16 protein-coding genes and 1 tRNA gene are annotated in these 21,417 nt (G+C 63.1%); 13 read left to right on the forward strand and 4 right to left on the reverse strand.

Features of this window, described 5'->3' with window-relative positions:
• Positions 1–161: 161 nt before the first annotated feature.
• The 3 genes from L1280_RS07580 to hmpA are packed head-to-tail and all read left to right on the forward strand — an operon-like array spanning position 162 to position 2,167.
• Positions 162–584 carry a group III truncated hemoglobin gene (locus tag L1280_RS07580; RefSeq protein WP_253581483.1) on the forward strand — a complete coding sequence of 141 codons (423 nt, stop codon included), beginning with the start codon at positions 162–164 and terminating at the stop codon, positions 582–584.
• Positions 574–861 (forward strand): cupin domain-containing protein, encoded by a 288-nt coding sequence (locus L1280_RS07585; protein WP_253581484.1) that lies wholly within the window; start codon positions 574–576, stop codon positions 859–861. The genes L1280_RS07580 and L1280_RS07585 overlap by 11 nt, the downstream gene beginning before the upstream one ends.
• A 52-nt stretch (positions 862–913) precedes the next feature.
• Positions 914–2,167 (forward strand): NO-inducible flavohemoprotein, encoded by a 1,254-nt coding sequence (hmpA, locus tag L1280_RS07590; protein ID WP_253581485.1) that lies wholly within the window; start codon positions 914–916, stop codon positions 2,165–2,167.
• 95 nt (positions 2,168–2,262) lie between these two features.
• Here hmpA and L1280_RS07595 read toward each other — a convergent pair.
• Positions 2,263–2,336: transfer RNA gene (locus tag L1280_RS07595), tRNA-Phe, on the reverse strand.
• A gap of 246 nt (positions 2,337–2,582) precedes the next feature.
• On the opposite strand from L1280_RS07595, the gene L1280_RS07600 reads away from it, so the two are divergent.
• The 4 genes from L1280_RS07600 (at position 2,583) to L1280_RS07615 (ending at position 5,109) form a co-directional block, all read left to right on the forward strand.
• On the forward strand, positions 2,583–2,852 hold the full coding sequence (locus L1280_RS07600; protein WP_253581486.1) for a hypothetical protein: 270 nt from the start codon (positions 2,583–2,585) through the stop codon (positions 2,850–2,852).
• A gap of 290 nt (positions 2,853–3,142) precedes the next feature.
• A complete protein-coding gene (locus L1280_RS07605) occupies positions 3,143–3,991 on the forward strand; it encodes a PrsW family glutamic-type intramembrane protease (RefSeq protein WP_253581487.1) in 849 nt (282 codons plus the stop codon).
• Complete coding sequence (locus L1280_RS07610) at positions 3,988–4,374, forward strand: hypothetical protein (protein WP_253581488.1); 387 nt, start codon at positions 3,988–3,990, stop codon at positions 4,372–4,374. Before L1280_RS07605 ends, L1280_RS07610 begins: the two co-directional genes overlap by 4 nt.
• A gap of 9 nt (positions 4,375–4,383) precedes the next feature.
• Positions 4,384–5,109, forward strand: a complete 726-nt coding sequence (locus tag L1280_RS07615; RefSeq protein WP_253581489.1) for an SHOCT domain-containing protein — start codon at positions 4,384–4,386, stop codon at positions 5,107–5,109.
• Between the two features lie 47 nt (positions 5,110–5,156).
• Here L1280_RS07615 and L1280_RS07620 read toward each other — a convergent pair whose 3' ends face one another.
• Together L1280_RS07620 and L1280_RS07625 are read right to left on the reverse strand one after the other, a co-directional pair.
• Entirely contained in the window at positions 5,157–5,486 is a 330-nt protein-coding gene (locus L1280_RS07620; RefSeq protein ID WP_253581490.1) for a hypothetical protein, read from the reverse strand.
• Positions 5,486–5,836 carry a hypothetical protein gene (locus L1280_RS07625; protein ID WP_253581491.1) on the reverse strand — a complete coding sequence of 117 codons (351 nt, stop codon included), beginning with the start codon at positions 5,834–5,836 and terminating at the stop codon, positions 5,486–5,488. The genes L1280_RS07620 and L1280_RS07625 overlap by 1 nt, the downstream gene beginning before the upstream one ends.
• A gap of 463 nt (positions 5,837–6,299) precedes the next feature.
• Between L1280_RS07625 and L1280_RS07630 the strand changes: the two genes are divergently transcribed.
• Genes L1280_RS07630 through L1280_RS07640 form a run of 3 tightly spaced genes read left to right on the forward strand, consistent with a single transcriptional unit; the run spans position 6,300 to position 12,610 of the window.
• A complete protein-coding gene (locus L1280_RS07630) occupies positions 6,300–9,641 on the forward strand; it encodes a helicase-related protein (RefSeq protein ID WP_253581492.1) in 3,342 nt (1,113 codons plus the stop codon).
• Positions 9,638–10,819, forward strand: a complete 1,182-nt coding sequence (locus tag L1280_RS07635; protein WP_253581493.1) for a hypothetical protein — start codon at positions 9,638–9,640, stop codon at positions 10,817–10,819. The genes L1280_RS07630 and L1280_RS07635 overlap by 4 nt, the downstream gene beginning before the upstream one ends.
• 54 nt (positions 10,820–10,873) lie before the next feature.
• Positions 10,874–12,610: an ATP-binding protein gene (locus L1280_RS07640; protein ID WP_253581494.1), complete on the forward strand. Its 1,737-nt coding sequence runs from the start codon at positions 10,874–10,876 to the stop codon at positions 12,608–12,610.
• A gap of 195 nt (positions 12,611–12,805) precedes the next feature.
• On the opposite strand, the gene L1280_RS07645 is transcribed toward L1280_RS07640, so the two are convergent.
• The gene (locus tag L1280_RS07645) at positions 12,806–13,132 is read right to left on the reverse strand and encodes a hypothetical protein (RefSeq protein ID WP_253581495.1); all 327 of its coding nucleotides are present in this window, start codon (positions 13,130–13,132) and stop codon (positions 12,806–12,808) included.
• Between the two features lie 253 nt (positions 13,133–13,385).
• On the opposite strand from L1280_RS07645, the gene L1280_RS07650 reads away from it, so the two are divergent.
• Genes L1280_RS07650 through L1280_RS07660 form a run of 3 tightly spaced genes read left to right on the forward strand, consistent with a single transcriptional unit; the run spans position 13,386 to position 20,969 of the window.
• The gene (locus tag L1280_RS07650; RefSeq protein WP_253581496.1) at positions 13,386–16,181 is read left to right on the forward strand and encodes a DUF1156 domain-containing protein; all 2,796 of its coding nucleotides are present in this window, start codon (positions 13,386–13,388) and stop codon (positions 16,179–16,181) included.
• A complete protein-coding gene (locus L1280_RS07655; RefSeq protein ID WP_253581497.1) occupies positions 16,178–19,468 on the forward strand; it encodes a DUF499 domain-containing protein in 3,291 nt (1,096 codons plus the stop codon). Before L1280_RS07650 ends, L1280_RS07655 begins: the two co-directional genes overlap by 4 nt.
• Before the next feature lie 10 nt (positions 19,469–19,478).
• Entirely contained in the window at positions 19,479–20,969 is a 1,491-nt protein-coding gene (locus L1280_RS07660) for a hypothetical protein (RefSeq protein ID WP_253581498.1), read from the forward strand.
• Positions 20,970–21,417: the final 448 nt, after the last annotated feature.

Raw genomic sequence — 21,417 nt, forward strand, 5'->3', positions numbered from 1 at the left:
TGGTGGACCTTGACATCCACTTTATAGGCGACTACGCTGGGCCGGTCAATGGATATGTGGACCTGCATATCCGGAATGAATCGGCTGATGTTCATTCTTTCCTCTCCTCTTCCCGCCCGCTCTCCGGTCCACATCACCCGGACGCCCCTGGAGGCCTGACCATGACCCTCTCCCTGACACCAGAAGGCAGCCTGTTCGCGCGGGTGGGCGAGGAGCGGCTCCGGCGGGTGCTGTGGGCCTTTTACGCGAAGGCCACCGCCGACGACCTGCTCGGCCCGGTGTTCGCGCGGATCGGTCCTTTTCCGCGTGGCGGCTGGCCGCTGCACATTGCCCGGCTGGAGGGGTTCTGGCGGGCGGTGACGGGGGGGCCGAGCGCGTACCGGGGGCAACCCGGCCCGGCGCACACCAGCCTGGGCATCGGCCCGGCGCACTTTGGCCGCTGGCTGGCCCTGTGGGAGCAGACGCTGGGCGAGGAACTGCCCGCCGCCGAGGCCGCCGCCCTGCTGGGGCTGGCCCGCCGGATGCACCCCAACCTCGAACGCCATGCCCTCGCCACCCCACCGGAGGCTCCCCATGTCCACTGACCCCCGTCCCCTTTCCCCGCAGGTGCTCGTGAAGACCCCGGCGGGCCGCGCCCTGCTGTTCGAGTACCGCGTGGGCGAGGGCCTGCCCCCCCACACCCACGCCGGACAGGCCGTGGTCGTCGCCGTGCTGCGCGGGCGGCTGCGCCTGAGCGTGGACGGGCGGGAGCACGAAGTCCCGGCGGGCGAGGTGCTCCACCTCCAGACCTCCGGCCTGTTCTCCAGCCGGGCGCTGGAAGACGGCACCCGCGTCCTCGTCACGCTGCTCGACCTGGGCTGAGGCCCACTTCCCCTTTCTCCTCCTCTTTCCCTTTCCCGGAGACTTCCCCACCATGCTGACCCCCCAACAGACCGCCCTCGTCCAGGCCACCGTCCCGGCGCTCGAAGCGCACGGCGAGACGATCACGCGCACCTTTTACGCCTCCATGTTCGCCGCGCACCCGGAACTGCTGAACATCTTCAACCCGGCCAACCAGAAGACCGGGCGGCAGGCCCGCAGCCTCGCGGCCTCAGTGCTGGCCTATGCGGCGTACATCGACCATCCCGAGCGGCTGGGCGGCATGGTGGGGCGGATCGCGCACAAGCACGTGAGCCTGGAGGTGCAGCCCGAGCACTACCCCATCGTGGGCGAGCACCTGCTGGGGGCCATCGCCACCGTGCTGGGCGACGCCGCCACGCCCGAGATTCTGGACGCCTGGGCGGCGGCCTACGGGCAACTTGCGGAGATCATGATCGGGGTGGAGGGCGGCATGTACACCCAGGCGGCGGAGCAGCCCGGCGGCTGGCGCGGCTTCAAGCCCTTCCGGGTGACCCACAAGGTGCAGGAGAGCGGCGTGATCGCCTCGCTGGTGCTCGAACCCGTAGACGGGCAGCCGCTTCCCCCCTTCCGGCCAGGGCAGTACCTCAGCCTCAAGGTGCGGGTGCCGGCGCAGGAGCGCGACCAGATTCGTCAGTACAGCCTCTCGGACGCGCCCAACGGCCGCAGGTACCGCATCGCCGTGAAGCGTGAACTGGCCCCCCAGACCGAGCCGTTCGCGCCCGGCGGCCTGATCTCCAATTACCTCCACGACGACATTCAGGAGGGGGACGAGCTGCTGATCCACACCCCGGCGGGCGACTTCTTCCTGCAAGACTCGGACCGTCCGGTCGTGCTGCTGAGTGGTGGGGTGGGCATTACGCCGATGTTGAGCATGCTGAACACCCTGGTCGCCTCCGGCTCGACCCGCCCGGTCCTGTTCGTCCACGCGGCGCTGGGGGCCTCGGCCCACGCCTTCCGCGAGCATGTCAACGAGGTGGCCCGCATCTACCCGAATATCCGCAAGCTGGTCTATTACACCGAGGTGGGCGCGGAGGACCGCCCCGGCGAGCACCACGACGAGGCCGGGCTGATCCGGCTGGAAACGCTGCGCCCCCACCTGCCGCAGGGCGACGCCGAGTACTACTACTGCGGCCCGGAAGGGTTCACGCGGGCAGTGGAGGTCATCCTGGACCGCCTGAACGTGCCCGCCGAGCGCCGCTTTACCGAGACCTTCGGCCCCAGCCAGAGCTTCGCGCCGGTGCTGGCCCCGGCGGGCGCGGCCGACTGAGCCGACACCGCGCCTTCAACCCTCGGCCGGAGCTGGCCGGGGGTTTTGCTTCCTCGGCATGAACAGCAAAAACCCCGCCCAGTGCGGGGTTTTCTTGGTGGCCAGGGCCGGACTTGAACCGGCGACCCAACGATTTTCAGTCGTTTGCTCTACCAACTTCGCAAATGCCGTTCAGGACAATATAAAACGATTTCGTCCTCCTGTCAAAACCCTTGTAGAGCACACGATACCGCCCCTAGTGCATACGTGGGAAAGCCGTCCCAGAGCGGGTTTGAAGGCTCCAGGGATACAACGACCGGAAATCGTTCAGTGGATTCCTGAATAAAGGCTTCCACCACAGCGAAAAACTCGCATAAACCTCTCCTCCTCTGGTCTGCCCTCCGGCAGCCGGGGGATTTTCCTTTGGAGGAACCCGATGTACTTCACCTTTGTTGAGCAGGTCCGCGCCCGTCTGTCCGAGAGCGACGTTCCCACCCCCGTTGCCCAGGCTTACCTGCAAGTCTTGGGCAACTTGAATGCCCTCAGCCTGCTGATGGCTCCCCATGGAGACGACGACCTGGACAGCCCAGACATGGCCCAGCTCACCCGGCTCTTCGCCCAGCACCAAAGGCGACGGGCGAAGATGGAAGACGATCATCCGATTCTGGCGGTCCTGTCGCGCCCAACTGGGTGGCAGGGCAACTGACCTGAGATTGGGGGATATGGGGGGGAACTGCTGGATTTGCGTCTCAGCGGCTCCTCCTTACTCCTACCCTGCGGGTAAAGGCCATGACTGACCCGAATCCCACTGTTGTCGTTGACCCATCCTCTCCCCCAGTCACGTTCCCCCCACCTCCACCCGATGGAACTGCCACACCGCTCGTCCCTCTGCCTCGGTCGGAGCGGCCCATCCAAAACCTGATTGACGACTTCAAGGCCCTCCCCTTCGAGGTCCTCTTTCCCGTGCAGCGGTGGCTGGGCGACCAACCCTGGAAAATGCGCTGGGTCCAGGCCCTGCTCTTTTTCGCGTTGTTCCCGCTGTCCCTGGCCTACCTCTGGGGCAGAGACGCCGAAATCCACAATGCGGCCTGGGCCATCGGCACGTACTTCGCCCTGCTCTGGGGCTACGTCCTCTGGCTGCTGGTCCAACCCGGCACTCTGAAGCGGCGCAACCTGCTTATCACCGGGACCTTCACCGCCATCGTCGGCGTGCTGCTCGTCCTGCTGCTTCAGGAGCTGCCCTTCATCAGCGTGCTGTACGACGCGACCGAATGGTCCTTCAGCCCTCTGCGGCTGGTGGGCTTTGTCGCAGGAGTCGGGCTGGTCGAGGAAGCCGTCAAGCTGCTGCCGGTCTTCTGGCTGGCGGTAAAGCTGCGGGAAATCCGCACGCCCCGCGAAGCGGCCTTCTACGCTGGCATCAGCGGGCTCGCCTTCGGGGTCGCTGAAGCGGTGGCGTACTCCATCAGCTATACCGACCTCAACACCATTGGCATGGCCTACGGGGTGGTGGGCAGCGGGAACTACGTCATCATGGAATTCCTGCGGCTCATCAGCCTGCCCTTCCTGCACTGCGTCTTCAGCGGCATCGCCGGGTACTACCTCGGCCTGAGCCTGCTGGCCCCGCAACGGCGCACCGCACTGGTGTTGCTTGGCCTAGGCGTCGCGGCCACCATCCATGGTCTCTACAACTTCTTCTCTGGAGGCTGGCTGGGCCTGCTGGTGGCCGGTACAGCCATCCTGGTCTTCGTCGCCTACCTGCGAAGCGCCGAACACATCACGCAGCACATCACCGGCCAGGATTCCACTGTCCAGGCCGAGCTTTCTGTACAGGAGATGCCCGCATGACCGGACGCCACACCGTTCCCACCGCCCAGATGCCGAATGAAGCCGCCCCTATTGCTCCAGGGACTCAGCAGACCACACCAGCAGCCCCTCCTGCTCGCCAGGAATCCACCCGGCCCGACACGGGGTTCTTGAAGTACCTACCGCGCACCCTGATGGCAACCAACGTCATCCTGCTGGTGTTGCTGGCCTTCCAACTGACCCACCGGCCCAAGTACGAGTACATGACGACCGCACCGAGCGACTACACGTTCAACGAGGAGATGAACAAACTGGGGGCATGGGGCTGGAAGACCGAGAGTTGCCGTCGCGCAACGTCTGGCGGGAACTTCACCACGACAGCCAGCTACGAGTGCATCATGTCCCGCCCCAAGCTGGGCTGGTGAGGTAACGAGATGTCGTTTTGGAAAAAAGTCGAGGAAATCGGAAAAAAGGCCACTGAAGTTGCTGCTGAACTGGGGACCGAGGGTCAGAAACGGCTGACCGAATACCAGCAGAAGGCTGAGGAACAGCGCAAAGTGACCGAGGCCGAACTGGCGGCGCGGCAAACTGAACAGGATGCTCTTCTTGCCCAGCATGTCCCTGGCGTCGTCAAGTTCAACGTTGCAGCCAACTACCACGGTGGCTATCCGGGGTTCCCAGACATCATCGACGGCGGACACCTGTACCTGAGCCAGGATGAACTGGTCTGGCTGAAGCTCCCCACCGTCGTGCGTATTCCGTACACGGACATCTATGACCTGGACCTGGACAACTTCAAGGTCAGCATGATGCGGAGCTTCCTGGCAGGAGGCTCGGATAATGACGTTCACCGACTCAAGAACACTTTGGTTGTCATCTGCCGCATCAACGGCGTCAAGCAGCGGGTGAAGTTCGAGGTATGGGGCGGCCTGAGCGTCCACGCCGGTGCACTAAACGCCCAGAAGGCCGTGGACCATATGGCCGAGGTCAGACATCTCTTCGCGCAGGAGCAAGCGCCCACCCCGTTTCCAAGTTCAGCCCCAGCCACCACCTTTTCCATAGCCGACGAGTTGGAACGCTTGGCCCAGATGCGGGAGCGGGGGCTGCTCGACGACGAGGAGTTCAAGGCATTCAAGGCCAAGCTGCTGGCCAAGCTCTAGATGTCTGGAAGGAGAGGAGGGCACCGCGCCCTCCTCTCCTGGGCATTTCACCCCACCAATCGCTCCAGCACGTCCTGAGCCTCACGGAGAGGTTCAAGCACCAGATTCTCTAGGTCGTCCAGTTCCTCCTCGCTCCGAGCGTGCTGCTCGCTCAGTCGCTCGTACTCGGCAAGCAGCTTCTGACTTCGCTCCGTCATGGGGTCGGTGATGTTCTCTGTCTTGCGCTCCACACGCTCGTAACGCTTGGTGAGCAGGTCATGACGCACCTGCTTGTAAGCAAGGTAAGCCTCCAGCTTCGGCAGCAGGCACACAGCAAGCTGATGAGCCTGGTCCTGGATGCTCTGCCGAAGACCGTCGAGTTCAGAGGCCCTCATCATTAGAAAAGAGGGATTTCCTCGTCTGAGTTCGTAAGAGGGCGAACCGGTAGGACTCGGCCCACAGACCCAGGGGTTTCAACCTGTTCGTCCAAGTCCTCTAGGTCATCCAATTTGTATTCCTGGTAAAGGCGGAAGCTTGCGAGAGCAACCTCGTTCTTACGGGCCAGCAGCCGGTTCAGTTCCCGTTTCAAACTTGCCGGAGCAGGCTGAGCATCATCACCCATGGCTGCAAAATTGGCCTGGACATAGGCACGGCGAACCCTATCAATCTGCTCGTCAAGGCAGTCATCCAAGTAATGAAGAAGTGTATCGAGAGTGTTGGGTAAGTAGACGTTGCTGGGAAGGGTCATGGGGTGCCTCCTGTGGCATCTGGGGGAGAGTCCGAAGACTCTCGGCGGAAGACATGCGCCGGGATGCTCAGGAGCGTGAAGATTCACCAGCCGCACTTTCAAGTGGGCTTGGACATGGTGTGTCCGAAGTCAGGCTGCGAACCCTTAAGGTTCACACTCCAGCATCGCGGTCTGCGGAGAGCAGTCCGGCGCGCTTACTGGGTTTTCAACGCCTCTCCACTCCGTGTCCCAACTCGGTGGTCTCAACGTTGTCCTGCTTCGGCCTTACCATTCGGCAACTGATGGGGCTTCCCAGATGGCTCCTCGTGGGACAATTCCAGAGCCACCTTCGATTGAACACAAATAATCGTGTGCTCCGCCGCAAGAGTCAATACCCCCACGGGGTGACTCCGGCACTGGCTGTCATGGGCAGAATCGTTCGCTCTCGGCCTGCATTCGTGCTTGTCTAAGGCGAGGTTCCCCCATGACCACATTCGACCGGCTGCTCGACCGCCCGCTGCGCTCGCCCATCTTTCCGGAGCCAGTGCGGGTCATCCGTGTTGAGCGGGCAGGAACGCGGCATAAAGTCACTGCTGAGGGCCTGACCACCCGGCGCATCCACCAGCGAATGCTCGATGGGGCCGCTATGGACGCGCTGACCCAACTTGTGGCCGACCAGCGCACGGACTTCGCTGGCGACCCGGAGCTGTTCGCCTTGGGCGTCGAGGCCCGGCGCATCCAGCTCGGCTACACCTTCGACCCCTTTTTCGCCGTTTCGGCCAGCCGAATTGACCCCCTACCGCACCAGCTCGAAGCCGTGTACGGGGTGCTGCTCAAGCGCCCCCGCATCCGCTTCCTGTTGGCCGACGACCCTGGGGCTGGGAAGACGGTCATGGGCGGCTTGCTGCTCAAAGAGCTGCGCTACCGCAAACTGCTCGACCGGGTACTTATCGTCACTCCAGCCAACCTGACTGACCAGTGGCGGCGCGAGATGCACGACAAGTTCGGTGAGACGTTCCAGGTCATCAACCGGGACGTGGCAGGACTGGCCTACGGCGAGAACCCCTGGGAGGAGGAGAACCTGGTCGTCACCAGCGTGGACTTCGCCAAGCGGGACGAGCATCTGGACAACCTTCGCCGGGTTCATTGGGACCTCGTCATCGTGGACGAGTCGCACCGCCTCTCCGCCACGAAGTACGGCTCGGAAATCAAGCGCTCCCAGCGGTACAAGCTGGGCGAGGTGCTCGCGCAGACCAGTGCCCACATGCTGCTGCTCACCGCCACCCCGCATCAGGGGGACGACGAGAAGTTCCGTCTGTTGCTGGAACTCCTCGAACCTGACCTGTTCGCCACCACAGGGCTGCTTCGGGAAGCTGCGGGCAAGGGCGAGAACCCCATCATGCTGCGCCGTCTGAAGGAAGACATGACCGACTTCGACGGCAAGCCGCTGTTCCCGCCCCGCTACGTCCACACGCCGCAGTTCCGTCTGTCACCCAGCGAACGCGCCCTGTACGACCGGGTCACCGACTACGTCACCAAGCACTTCCGCAAGGCGTGGGACGACCGCAGGCGCAACGTGGGGCTGGCGATGACCGTGCTGCAACGGCGACTCGCCAGCAGCTCCTACGCCATCAACCGCTCGCTGGAGAACCGTCTCAAGCGTCTCCAGGCCCTGCGGGACGACGTGAACAAGCTGGCGGACGACCCCTACCTGGGCTACACCGAGGACGAGCTGGAAGACCTCCCCGAAGAGGAGCGCTGGGAGCTGGAGGACCGACTCGCCGAGCGGCTGACGCTGGCCCGCAATCTGCCCCAGCTTGAGGCCGAAATTCGCGAGCTGGAGTCGCTGGGCCGTGAGGCCCGCACGCTGGCGAAGCTGGAGCAGGACCGCAAACTCCTGGAACTGCTGAAAGTGCTGGGCAAACTGAACGGTGAGAAGCTGCTCGTCTTCACCGAGCACAAGGACACCCTGAACTTCCTGGTCGGCGTGCTGCACAAGCAGGGGTACGCGGTCACCCACATCGACGGCAGCATGGGCCTGGAGGAACGGGTGGGCCGGGAGCACGAGTTCCGGGATTCGGCTCAGGTCATGGTGGCGACGGAGGCCGCAGGCGAAGGCATCAACCTCCAGTTCTGCTCGGTGATGGTGAACTACGACCTGCCGTGGAACCCCACGCGACTGGAACAGCGCATGGGCCGCATCCACCGCTACGGGCAGAAGTACGAGGTGAACATCCACAACCTCATCGCGGAAGGCACCCGCGAAGGGGACGTGCTGACCCTGGTGTTGCAGAAGCTGGAGGTCATGCGCGAGCAGCTTGGCAGCGACCGCGTGTATGACGTGGTGGGCGAACTGCTGGGTGACGTGGACCTCGAACAGCTCATGCTGGAGCACCTGCTGGGCCGCCGCTCCCTGGCCGAGATTCAGGCGATGGTGTCCGCCCGGCTCTCGCCTGATCGGGTGGAGTACCTGAAGGAGGTCACGCTGGAAGCCCTCGCCAAGCGCGACGTGGACCTCTCGCGCCTGCGGGCCGACCGCGAACAGAGCGAACTGACCCGCATCCAGCCGGAGTACACCGCCCGCTTCTTTGTCCAGGCCCTGGAGAAGCTGGGGGGAAGGGCCACGTTGCGGCAGGACGGCCTCTACACCATGCGGGTGCCCTACGAGTTGCGGAGCAAGGCCCACAACGTCCGCAGCGAGTACCCGAAGACCACGTTCGACAAGCGGGCGGCCTACGACGCCGACTTCCTGGCCCCCGGTCATCCCCTGTTCGACCTGGTCCTTCAGGAGACGCTGGCTCTGGCCCAGCCGGTCATGCAGCGGGGCGCGACCTTCGAACTCGATGGCCTGACGGGGGACGCCCTGCTCGGCTTCTATGAACTCGCGGTGGTGGACGGTCAGGGCAGCACCGCGTCGCGCCGCCTGTTCGCCGTGCAGCAGAGGGCGGAAGAGATGCCCACGCTGGTCTCCCCCCGACTGCTGGTGGACGCCCTGCCTGCCCCACAGGGCGAGGGCAGCGTCCCCGATGGTGAGGGTGTGTCGGAGAGCCTGGAAAACTGGCTGCTGGAGACGCAACTCGAACCCTACGAGAACGAGGTGCGGGGCGAACGCCTGCGGGAAGTGGACATCCGTCATCGGTACGGGACCCGCAGCCTGGAACACCTGCTCCGGGAATCCACCCGCAAGCTCACCCAGCACAAGCTCAAGGCTGCACAGGGCGACGACATGAAGCTTGCCATCACCCAGGAGGAGCGCCGCCTGCGGGGGCTTCAGGAGCGTCAACGCGCTTTCCTGGCCGAACTGGAGCAGGAGTCCCAGCTCATTCCCGAACCAGCACAGCCTCTGGCCCTGGCCTACCTGCGGCCCCTCCAGCCCACCACCCAGAACCTGCCGAATGAGGATGACCCGGCGGTGCGTAAGGCCGTGGAACTCGCCGGGATGCGGGTGGCTGAGGAGTACGAGCGCACCCAGGGCCGAACGCCCGCCGATGTCAGTGCCGAGAACGTCGGATACGACATCCGGAGTGTCGGGAAGGTTCCAGCCGCCAGTGACCTTCCCCAGGAAACCCGCTACATCGAGGTTAAGGGACGTGCTGGGGTCGGCCCCGTTGTCCTGACTCCCAACGAGTGGATTACCGCTGGACGGCTGAAGGACGGCTACTTCCTCTACGTGGTGACGAACGCCCTCAGCGCGAATCCCACCCTCACCATCGTTCGCAACCCCGCCGCGAACCTCACGCCCGGCCAGGAAGTCACGGTGCTGCACTACGTCATCTCCACCGAAGAGTGGCAGCGGGCAGGGGCGCGGCCCCAGGAGCACGCATGAGCGACCAGCAGAGCCTCTTTGAGACCGTCCTCGTCCCTGCCGGAGAGAAGCCCAGCGCCGCCCCTTCAGCCCCCGACCTGGTTCATCTGGCCGAGGGCTGGCGGGCCACTCTTCAGGACCTGGACGGTCCGGGACGCCGCTGGCTGGTTACGCCCTGGCTCACCACCCGCCACGCCGACCTCCTGGGCAGCGTGCAGAGGGGCGACCGGCTCCTGATTCGGGGTCACGCCGAGGATTTCCTGAAAGGGATGTCCAGTCTCGACGCCGTGCAGGCATTCATGGAGTGGGGTGTGGAGGTCCGCCGTCTGCCGAATCTGCACGCCAAGGTCTACGCCCGTGAGCACGAGGGCGGGGTCTTGTGGCTCGGCAGCGCCAACCTGTCCAAGCTGGGAGAGGACGGCGGGGCACACAGCCGTCAGGTCGAGGCCATGAGCGGCCCGCATCCGCTCACTCCTGCGGCCCTGACGAAGCTGGAGTATCTCTGGAGCACCAGCAGGCCGTTCAACCCCAGCGATGTTCAGCATGAACTGACCCGGCTGGTGCAGGAACAGGAAGCGTTCCGCGAACTGCTGCTTGACCAGGCGGAACTCGGTGTGCTCGCGCTGCGCCTCTCGTTCAAGCTTCTGGGTGGCCAGTTCACCATGCCGCCCGACTGGCTGGGCCACGGCAACGAACAGGCACAGCGCGACCGGGTGCGCTACCCCAGTGTGGAGTTCATCGACCCCGACACCAGCCTCGCCACCCGCTTTCGCAAGTTCATCAGCGCTGAGCGGCGCAAGCTCGGCGACCGAATGGTAGACGTACCCGGTATCAGCGGCCTGTACGTCCTGCGGGCCGAAGACATGCTGAGCATTAAGACCTTCCTGGGCTACATGGAGCGGCAGGCCCGCCAGAGATTCGAGCAGGAGCTTCATCAGGAGCGCGAGCATCTGCGGAGTGACTTCACAACGCGCTTCGAGAGCGCGTTCCAGCGGTTTCTGAGTGAGCAGACCCGACATATGGCGAAGACCCCGGCTCAGGCGGCAAAAGATGCAGCCGAAGTGTTCGACGACTACCTGGGGCGTGACCCTTTCCGCATCAGCGCCCAGTTCTTCATCCCCTTGAAGGATGCCGATGACCCCCACGGTGGGCTCTCGCAGGCCATGTCGCAGGTACGGGCACGGCAGCGGCTGTACTGACCTGACCGCCCAACCCCCGGTCCCAGAACTGCACCACCCCATATGCTGTGCCTGATGACCGAGCAGGAACTCCGTGACCTTATCGCCCAGGGCGAAACCTTTGAGGTGGAGTTCAAGAGCGATACTCCTGACAAGACAAACGGGCTTTCAGACGACGACCTTCAGGAAGCTGTCGTGTGCCTGGCGAACGCCGAGGGCGGAAAGCTGCTTCTCGGCGTGGAGGATGACGGAACCATCACCGGCCTGCACGCCAAGCATAGGGGCAGGCCTGCCACAGGGCTCAGTGGTTACCTGAAGAACGTCCTGCAAGGCAACGCGAAACCGGACATCCAAGCCGAGTTCGTGGACGCGGCAGAGGGGCAGGTCGCCGTCATCCACGTCCGGAAGGCCGCCTCGCTCGTCTCGACCAGTCAGGGGCGCATCCTTCAGCGGCAGCACGATGCCTGGGGAGACCCGCAGTGCCGCGTCATCTACCCGCAGGAGATTCCTTCGTTGCTGTCGGTGCGTGGACAATACGACCACACCGAGCAACTCGTGTCGGAGCTGCGCTTTCGGCATCTGTCGCGGGCCGAGCTCGACCGCATTCGGGCATTCGTCGAGCGGCAACTGCAAGCCGATAAGGCACTGCTCACATTGACCGACGAGGAACTGGCCAAGGCACTGACTCTAGTGAAGAGTGAGGAAGACGAACTGATTCCCACGGTGGCAGGGGTCCTCCTCGCGGGCACCAAGCAGATGCTCGACACCTACGTGCGCGGCCATGAGGTCGCGTTTCAGGAACTCAAGCGGGGCGGGGACGTGGGGGCCAATGACTTCTCGCGAGAGCCACTGCTGCGCGTCTGGGAGCTGTACGAAAGCTTCTTCAAGGCACGTAATCCGGAGCGTGAGGTCCGTTTCGATGACACACAGCAGCGCGTCGCCATTCCCCGTTACCCGGACCGGGCTGTCCGGGAAGCCTTCGCCAACGCGCTCGTCCACCGTGACTACTCGTTGCTGAACGCGGTGTACTTCCAGTTTCAGGATGATGACCGCCTCCTGATTGCCAGCCCCGGTGGGTTCGTGAACGGGATTTCGGTCCAGAACCTGCTCACCAGCGAGCCCAAGCCCCGCAACCCGCTTCTTGCCGATATCTTCAAGCGTCTGGGGCTGGTAGAGCGAACGGGACGCGGCGTGCCGCGCATCTTCGACGACGTGTTGAGCCTGGGACGGCCCGCCCCCTCCTACAGCGGTACCGTCAGCAGCGTTCGGGTCACGATTCCCGGTGGGGAGGCGGATGCGAAGTTCGCTGAACTCGTCCTCCAGGCACGTCAGAAGGACCGCAACCTGAACTGGGCGCACCTGCTGGTGATGCACCACCTCTCGAAGTCGAGGGAATTGACCCCACAGGAAACTTCCAGCCTCATCGGGCAGGACGAGCAGCGTGCTCGTGCCGTTCTAGAGGAGCTGGTGGACTGGGGACTCGTCGAAGGCCGGGGACGCGCTCGCCGCTCGTACCACTTGAGCGTCAGCGTGTACGAGGCACTTGGCCTGCTCGACGATTACAACCGTCGCAAACAAGCCGAGGACATGGAGGACGAGGAGCGGGTTCTCGACTACGTGCATAGGAATGGGCGCATCACTCGCTCGCAGCTCATGGAACTTACTGGCCTGGCGAGCAATCAGGCTGATTATCTCCTACGGCGGCTGCGGGCAGAGGAAGCCATCGTCCTCGTCGGGCGGGGCCGGGCTGCGTACTACGAACTCCCCAACTCGGAAACCAACTCGGAATCAATTCGGAACGTTAGCGGCTAGCGGCACTGCTACCCTGTGCCCGACTCGTGTGCTATACGGCAATTTCGCCCCGTATAGCTGCCAGCTACTCGGAATCAATTCGGAAATGTACACAAGCCCAATCCGGCGCGCACCCTGCCCGAATGCCCGGTTTGGTCGGCCAAACGAAGCTGGCCCACGCACCGCTGCGTGAGCCAGGGCAGCGGGAACGCCGTCTCAGCGGGCATTCAGCTTATAGGCTGTCCTGTCAATAATGAACTCACGCCTATCCGTAAATCCCGACAGCATATAGATGTTTCCATCTGGAGCCTGGAACCAGAGGGTGTTTGTGTTGGCCTTTTCTCCGTTACTCACGCTGATGAGCTTCCAGCCCTTGGGGAACGTCGGCAGTGGCTCCTTGTTGCCCATGCTCTCGTCGTACCGGATGTCCGTAACGCGGAACGTGTTCGTATTGGCCTGAGCGCCCACGGTCGTGTACACGAGGAGTCCGGCGGTGGTCAGCCCGAAGAAGACGGCAGACGCTTTGGCAAAGTTGAGCTTCATACGCGTGGGACGCTAACACGTCTCCGCAACTTCGACGCACGATTTTGAGCAGCAAGTCTCACTGCGCGGGTCGGCATCGGGCTGCCCTTATCTCATTGCCCATATATGCCCTGAATGCCAGTCTCTCCTCTGCATCTTTCTTCGAAGAAAGCCTGGTTCCGGTGCCCCTCGCCCCCACCCGGCGGGCGTTTTTGCTGTTCCTGCCGCACTGTGGGACGCCTGATATACTCTCGCGCTCTATCCTGACCCCAGCATGGGCTACAAGCGTCTTATCGAGCACCGACTCCCACTGGCTGAGGTCAGCACCGAGTCGGCGCGTGAAAAAAGTATCCGTCACGGCCATATTTCCACCCTGCACATCTGGTGGGCGCGTCGCCCGCTGGCGGCCAGCCGCGCTGCTGTCTTCGCCACGCTGGTGCCGGACACCGACGAGAACTACGAGCTGGTCAAGAAAATCGTCCCCTGGGAGGCGGTTAAGGACGGCAACAACGAGCACATCTTGGAAGCCCGTCGCCGGGTGCTGGAGGCCAACGGCGGCGTTCCGCCCAAGGTGCTCGACCCGTTCGGCGGTGGTGGAGCCATTCCCCTGGAAGCCCTGCGCCTGGGCTGCGAGGTCTACTCGCTGGACCTGAACCCCGTCGCGCACATCATCCAGAAGGCCACGCTGGAGTTCCCGCAGAAGTTTGGTCAACCAAACAGCCGCCCCGTGCCCGAATACATCCGCGAGAAGGACCGGCAGGCTGCCGCGCTGGCGACCGGCAAGGTCAGCAAAGGCAACAAGGGCAAGGCCACCCGGCAGGTCGGGTTCGATTTCGGCAGCAGCGAGGGCCTGTGGGAACAGGCGTACAGGCGAAACCCGCTGGCGACCGACGTGCGCTACTGGGGCGAATGGGTGCTGGACAAGGCCCGCGCCGAGTTGCAGGAGTTCTACCCGCCCGACGAGGACGGCAAGGTGCCCGTCGCGTACCTGTGGGCGAGGACGGTGACGTGTACCAACCCCGCCTGCCGCGCCGAAGTGCCGATGGTGCGGCAGTGGTGGCTGGCGAAGAAGACGGGGAAGAGTCTGGCGCTCAAGCCCGTGGTGAATCAGGCCGAGCGGCGAGTGGACTTTGAGGTAGTGACCGTAGGCAAAGGCGAGGATTGGCCCGAAACCGGGACCATGCAGCGCGACAACGCCAACTGTCCCGTTTGCGGGAGCATTGCTGACGGCAAGTACCTCCGCGCCAGCGGCAAGGCTGGAAAGTTAGGCGAGCGGATGCTGACGGTGGTGCTGTCCACGCCGGGCAGTCAGGGCAAGAGTTACCGCGTAGCTACTGACGCCGATGTAGAGGTATTTGAGCTTGCGCGAAAGCGTTTGCACGAAGTTGAAGCCGAAACGACTTTCGATGGCTTGCCCGCCATACCGCAGGAGCCAATCATCGAATGGTCAGGTGTATTCAATGCTCCGCTTTACGGCCTCGGTACCTGGGGCAGCTTATTCAATGCCCGCCAGTCTCTAGCACTGGTTACTTTGGCTCAGCATGTCCGCCAAGCCCATGCTAAAGCTGCTGGCAAATGGGCGGACGAGGAATATGGGAAGGCAGTGGCAACGAATCTTGGAGTTGTTTTAGATAGACAAGCAAATGCTGCGGCGACACTCTGTAGGTGGCACAACGTAGGCGAAAAATTAGAAGGAGTTTTCTCACGACAAGCATTACCAATGGTCTGGGACTATGTGGAGGTCAACCCATTTAGCGGTCAAACGGGGGATTGGCTAGGTGCAATGGAGTGGGTAGAACGCGTTGTGCAACACGCATCTTATTCAAATCCCGCGCCAGCCGAAGTCATACGCGGCTCTGCAACACGTATTCCCTTATCAGATGGTGGAGTTGACGCAATTGTTACAGACCCACCTTATTACGATGCCATTCCTTATGCTGATCTATCAGATTTTTTCTATGTTTGGCTCAAACGTAGTGTCGGCCATATCTACCCTGAACATTTCCGTACGCCTACTACACCTAAGTCCCAGGAGGCTATTCAGCATCCCCTGCGACATAACGGCAATAACATCAGAGCCAAAGCGTTCTTCGAAGATATGATGGCCCAGGCGTTTGCCGAGATGCACCGCGTTCTCAAGCCCAGCGGCGAAGCTACCATCGTCTTTGCTCACAAGTCCACAGAAGCCTGGGAGACACTGATTGGAGCGCTTATTCGCGCAGGATTCCGTGTCGAAGCATCTTGGCCGTTGCGAACAGAAATGGCGACGCGAATGCGGGCACAGGCTTCTGCCGCCCTCGCCTCCTCCACCTTCATCAACTGCACCAAGCGTTCCTCCGGCGGCGTCGGCTACTTCAACGATGTTCGCCGGGACATGATTGCGGCCATTCAGCCCCAACTGGCCGAGTTCTGGGAGTCCGGCATTCGCGGCGCGGACTTCTTCATGTCGGCCATCGGGCCGGGGCTGGAGGCGTACAGCAGGCACGACGAGGTGCGCCGCATGAGTGGCGAGGTCGTGACCGTGGGCGAGTTTCTCGACGAGGTTCGCAAAATCGTCATGGAGTTCGCGCTGGAGCAGGTGCTGGGGGCCAGAAGCCTGGGCGCGGTGGACGCGCCGACCCAGTTCGCCCTGCTGTCCCTGTGGGGCTACGGCCCCGAACTGCCGTCCGACGAGGCCCGCAAGCTGGCGCAGTCGGTGGGCATCGAACTGGGCGAGATTGTCGGACTGGTGACCGTGAAGGGTGAGAAGGCGACCGTGCAGGGCATCAAAGCGCGGGGCAAGGATAAGAACCTCGGCGTCAGCAAGCACGGCGAGAAGGTGCCAATGGTGGACGCCATGTACCGTGCCGTGGCGCTGCTGGGCGGCGGGAGCCGTCAGGCGGTGTCGGATTACCTGGGGGCAGTGAGCTACCTCAACGAAGAAGCCTTCTGGCAGACCATGCAGGCCCTGGCCGAAGTGCAGGAAGGCGTGGATGACGGGCGGGCGCTGCACGAGTTGCTGACCATCCGTGACAACCTGCCCAAGCCCACGGGTGACGCGGTGGCGACCCTCTTCGGGGTGAATGCATGAGCAACGTACAGGAAGTCTTCGGCAAGGCGGTCTTCAGCTACGCAGGAGCGGTGCGTGGGTACGTCAGCAGCAAGCTGCGGGAAACCTACGGCGAGGGTAAGGCGTGGTTCGAGCAGTTCATGGAGTCGCTGTCGTTCCAGAAGCAGAACAACGTCAGAAACACCATTGAGGCCGGGAACGTCAAGGCCCCCGAAGACCTGATTGACGTGACCCACTTCGGGGACGTGATTCTGCGCCAGAAGGACATTTTCAAGCCGCTGTTTGGCAACCAGCACAGCAAGGCGGTGACCTGGGCACAGGAAATCGCGGAAGTCCGGCACGACTACGCCCACCAGAAGCCCGTGTCGGACGACGACGCCTACCGGGCACTGGACAACATGGCGCGGCTGCTGGTCCTGATGAACGAGGAAAAGAAGGCGGCAGAGGTCAAGACGCTCCGCGACGGGCTGCTCACAGGCAGCAAGGCGGACAAGCCGACCGTCGCCCACGACCCGGCGCTCCAGCCCTGGTGGAAGCACGCCCAGCCCCACGAGGACATCCGCAAGGGGCAGTTCGACGAAAACACTTTCGCGGCCAAGCTCGACGACGTGGTCCGCGACGACGGCAGTGCGCCGCTGGAGTACCGCCGCGCCGACCTGTTCTTCAAGAAGACCTACCTGACGAAGGAGCTGACGGCGGTCCTGGCCGACACCCTCAAGCGGCTGGCGGGGACGGGCGGCGAGTCGGTGGTGCAGCTCCGGACCCCCTTCGGCGGCGGCAAGACGCACGCCCTAATTGCCCTGTATCACCTCGTCAAGCACCACGCCGACATCGAGGACACCGACCGCGCCGCGATTCTGAAGGCCGCGAGCCTGAACGACGTGCCCCGGACCCGTGTGGCGGTCCTGGTGGGCACCCAGCTCGACCCCAATGGCCGGAACGTGGACGGTCTGACTCTGCGCACCCTCTGGGGCGAGATGGCCTACGGGCTCGGTGGCAAGGACGGCTACGACTTGCTGAGGGTCGCTGACGAATCCGGCATCGCCCCCAGCAAGGACGACCTCATCAAGCTGTTCAACTTCGCGCGGGGCAAGAAGACGAGCGCCCTCATCCTGATGGACGAGCTGCTGGTCTACCAGGTCAAGGCCGCCGGGAAGCGCGTCGGGGAAACCACCCTCCAGGCCCAGACCTTCGCCTTCCTGCAAAGCCTGACGGAAGCCGTGGCGGGTGTGGAGGGCGTGGCCCTGGTCACGACCTTCCCCGAATCGCACATCGAGTATTACGACCACGAGCAGGCCCCCGACGTATTCGCCCGCCTGGAGAAAATCTTCGGGCGCGTGCAGGCCGTGCGCGTGCCGGTGCAGGGCGAGGAAATCTACGAGGTCATCCGCCGCCGCCTCTTCGACTCCATCAACGAAAAGGCAGCGGCTCAGGTGGCTGCCGAGTACAGCGCCCTATTCGACGCCCACAAGGACGACTTGCCGCAGGAAGCCCGCACCACCGAGTACCGCAAGAAGATGACGCGGGCCTTCCCCTTCCACCCCGAACTCATCGACCTGCTGTACGAGCAGTGGGGCTCCATGCAGTCCTTCCAGAAGACCCGTGGCGTCCTCCGGCTGCTGGCCCGCGTCATCGAGCACGGCTACCTGTCCGGCGCGGCCCGCCCGCTCATCTCCCTGGGCGACGTAGGTCTAGAGGAAGGCGAGATGCAGAGCACGGTCACGCAAAGCCTTCAAGACGCCGAATGGCGCGGGGCGTTGGCCAGTGACCTCAGCGCTCCCGGTGGCCGCTCCTATCAGCTCGACAAGGAGCAGGGCGGGAACTACGCCAAGTTCCGGCTCGCGCAGACGGTGGCAAGTGCGGTGTTCATGGCCTCGCACTCCGGCGGCACCGAAAAGGGCATCACCAAGCCGGGCTTGAACCTCGCGCTGATGCACCCCGAAGGCATCACCCCCATGCTGATTACCGACGCACTGGACCGGCTCAAGAACCGCTTGTACTACATGCACGCGAACGGGAATTACGTGTTCCGTGCCCAGGCCAACCTGAACAGCGTGCTGGCAGACCGCACGGCGCAGGTCAAGCGTGACCGTGCGCTGGACTTCGTGCGCGAGGCGGCCCAGAAGGCGGCGGGCTCCAGCCTCTTCAAGCCCTTCGTCTGGCCGGAGGGCCACAAGGACGTGCCCGACGGCACCGGCTTCAAGCTGGTTCTGCTCGGCCCCGATGCCACCCTGGAGGACCACGAGGGCCGTGACCGCAAGCTCAGCGTCCTCCAGCAGAACGCGGGGGGTGGGCCGCGTATCCACAAGAACACGCTGGTGTACCTCATCGGCAAGGGCGGGGATTTCACCCGCGCTATTGAGGCAGCCCGCACCCTGCTCGCCTTGCAGGACATCGAGAAGGACCGCGCCCTGACCCTCAGCCCGGAACAGAAAGCGGACCTCAAAGACCGCCTGAGCAAGCAGACGGACATGGTGCCCAACCTGACCAAGGCGGCCTACACGTCCCTCTTCGTGCCGACCACCAACGAAGCGGGCGCGTCAGTCTGGCGGGACATCGACATCACGGCCCACGCCAAGACCAGGCCGACCCTGGAAGCAGCGGTCACGGACGTACTCAAACAGGAAGACCTCCTCATCGCGGCCATTGACCCTGCCCTGCTCCTGCAAGGCCCCTGGAAGCTCTGGCCCACCGATGAGCCCTACTTGGAACTGCACAAGCTCCGCGAATACTTCACCCGCCTGCCCCACCTGCCCTTCTTGGAGTCCGATGCGGCTCTGAAGGGGGCCGTCGTGCGGGGCGTGCAGCAGGGGTTGTTCGAGCTGGGCCAGTTCATTGGCCAGGACCCCAAGAACATCTGGGACCGCAAGAACCCGGTGGACGAGGGCAGCGTCTTCTTCACTGAGGCTTACCGGCTGGCCCGGCCCAACACGATTCCCCGGCCCAAAATTGAAACCGGAGGCCAGGGAACCGGAACAACGACAGGCGGCGGCACTGGGAGCGGGGGCACCACGACTGGAGGGGGCGGTACAGGCACCGGCAGCGGAACGGGGACCAGCGGCGGGGGTGGCAAGCCCGACCCCCGAAAGGTGACCTACGTGCGCCTCAACCTGCCTGACGTGACGCTCACGCAGATGCCCGCGCTGCTCGATGTGTTCAATGCCCTCAAGGACGCCAAGGGTCAGGTGCAGATGGAAGTCCAGCTCACGGCGAGCAACGCCGCTGGGCTCGACCAGGCCATGCTCGACCTGAGCGTCAAGGAACTCATCGACCAGCATGGGCTGAACGTGGAGTGGCACCAGGAGTGACGCAGCCGTCGTGAAATCCAGGCGCATCGTGCTTCCTGAAACGCGGGAAGCTCTTCAGAATCTGTACCCTGCCGCCTTCCAGAACCCCGGTTACCTGCGGCTCTTGGAGTACCTGCTCTTCGGCACCTTCGTGGACAAGACGAACGAGGACTTCCTGGTCATCGATGCCAGGACGCTGGCACGGCTGGAAGGCCGGGAAGGACAGGTGCAGTCCCGGAACTATGTGGGGAAGCACATGCTGGAGGACTTCCAGCGCGACGTGGCTCCCCTCATTATCGAGAATTACCAGTACACCGGAGGCCGTGCCCGAATAGTTCGGCGGCTGGAGGCCCCTGAGCTGAGCCGGATTCTGCATCGTGAGTTCACAGCCCCAAGGGTCGAACGAACAGCGCGTGGCGTGTATCTGGAAACAGGCAGAAGTCCACCCAAACAATCCCGTATACAAGCCACGCAAGCCCGTCTGGCTCGTCAAGAGCAAGCGGAGCACATTGCCCAGGAACTGGACGCCAATCACCCCGCTGCGGCCCTGCTGACCTTTCTGAACACCCAACCGACCACCGCGCTGAAGCGCATCATCGCCAGCAACTTTGACTCGGCGGTCAGCACCGTCGTGAATCACCCTGAAATGCTCCTCGCAACGAAGCGGTACAACCTGCGCCTGCTTCATGACGTAGGGCAGGACCTGGGTCACAACCCAGCACCCCTCTACCGGCCTTCACTAGGAGACCGGACTGTCCGCCTGTTTCCAGTTGAGGGCAGCTACCTGTCACTGAGCCGTGACATTCGCAAAGCGCTGCTCAGCGGCTGCGATGAATTCGACCTGAACGCTGCACAACTGACCCTGTCCGCCCACATCTGGAAGATTCCCAGCCTCACCGCTGCTCTGGGTGACCGGAGACTGCACCTGCTCGGTCCCTGGGCGCTGCTGGGACAACAGGCGGGGCTGCCCATCGAGGGACCTATCAGACCGTCCTTCAGGCAGAAAGTGGTGCTCAAGCGGGCTGTGTATGCGCTGCTCTTCGGTGCCGCCGAAAAGACGGTACAGGGCTATCTGCTGGAGGGAACAGAGGGTGTTCCAGGCCTCACCCAGGCACAGGTGGAGCAGTTGATGGGCTCCGACTTGATGCGGGACATCCTTGTTGCCCGAAGAGACCGTCAGAAACAGATTCAGGCCGAAGGGGGCATCACAACGGTCTTTGGGAAGTGGGTGCCCCTCTCCCCCGGCAAAACAGGACGGGACCACCGCAGCCTGATGGCCGAGGAAATGCAAGCCTACGAGCTGTACCTGCTCAAGCCCGTTGTGGACTACCTACTTCACATTGGGAGCGACGAGGTGACCATCGCCGCCTGGCAGCACGACGGCTTCACCCTCCACTTCAAGGACAACACCAAGAGGGCACGCCACAACAAACACATCAACCAACTGGTCAAGGACAGGGCCGTCAATGACCTGGGGATGCCGAAGTGGCAGGTTGAGCTGGAAAGGGTGACACTGGACTGAAGGTCAGGCATCCAAGCAACCACCAGGAGCTGGGAAGGGCTATAGGTTCGTAGCTCTCTCCGGAGGCGCAGCATGATTTATACCGTCCCCAACGACGTTTTAGCTTTATTGCCGTTCGCAGCGGCGTGACGAAAAGTCCCCCAAATTGGCCTCTCGTTTTGAAGAACTTTCGCTTCAGAACCCCGGTTTTTCAGGGGCCAAAGTGTTGACGGCCTCCGTACTCTTGAGTTGGGTAGGTTCGGTTAACCCTCTTCGGCGGACAGCAGCATTTAACTGTTTACTCTCGTGGCCACGCAAAACTGACGGCTTGGTCGTATGGTGGATGTAATCCCCCAAATGTCGCCGCAGGCTTGTAGTACAGCGTTTTTGAATTTGTCATAGTGAGGTATGAGCCGTCCTCTTCGCTATCCAGTGACTTTGAGTGCTAAGCAAGAACAGACTCTGCACG

The sequence above is a fragment of the Deinococcus sp. HSC-46F16 genome (assembly GCF_024171495.1).
GTDB lineage: Bacteria > Deinococcota > Deinococci > Deinococcales > Deinococcaceae > Deinococcus.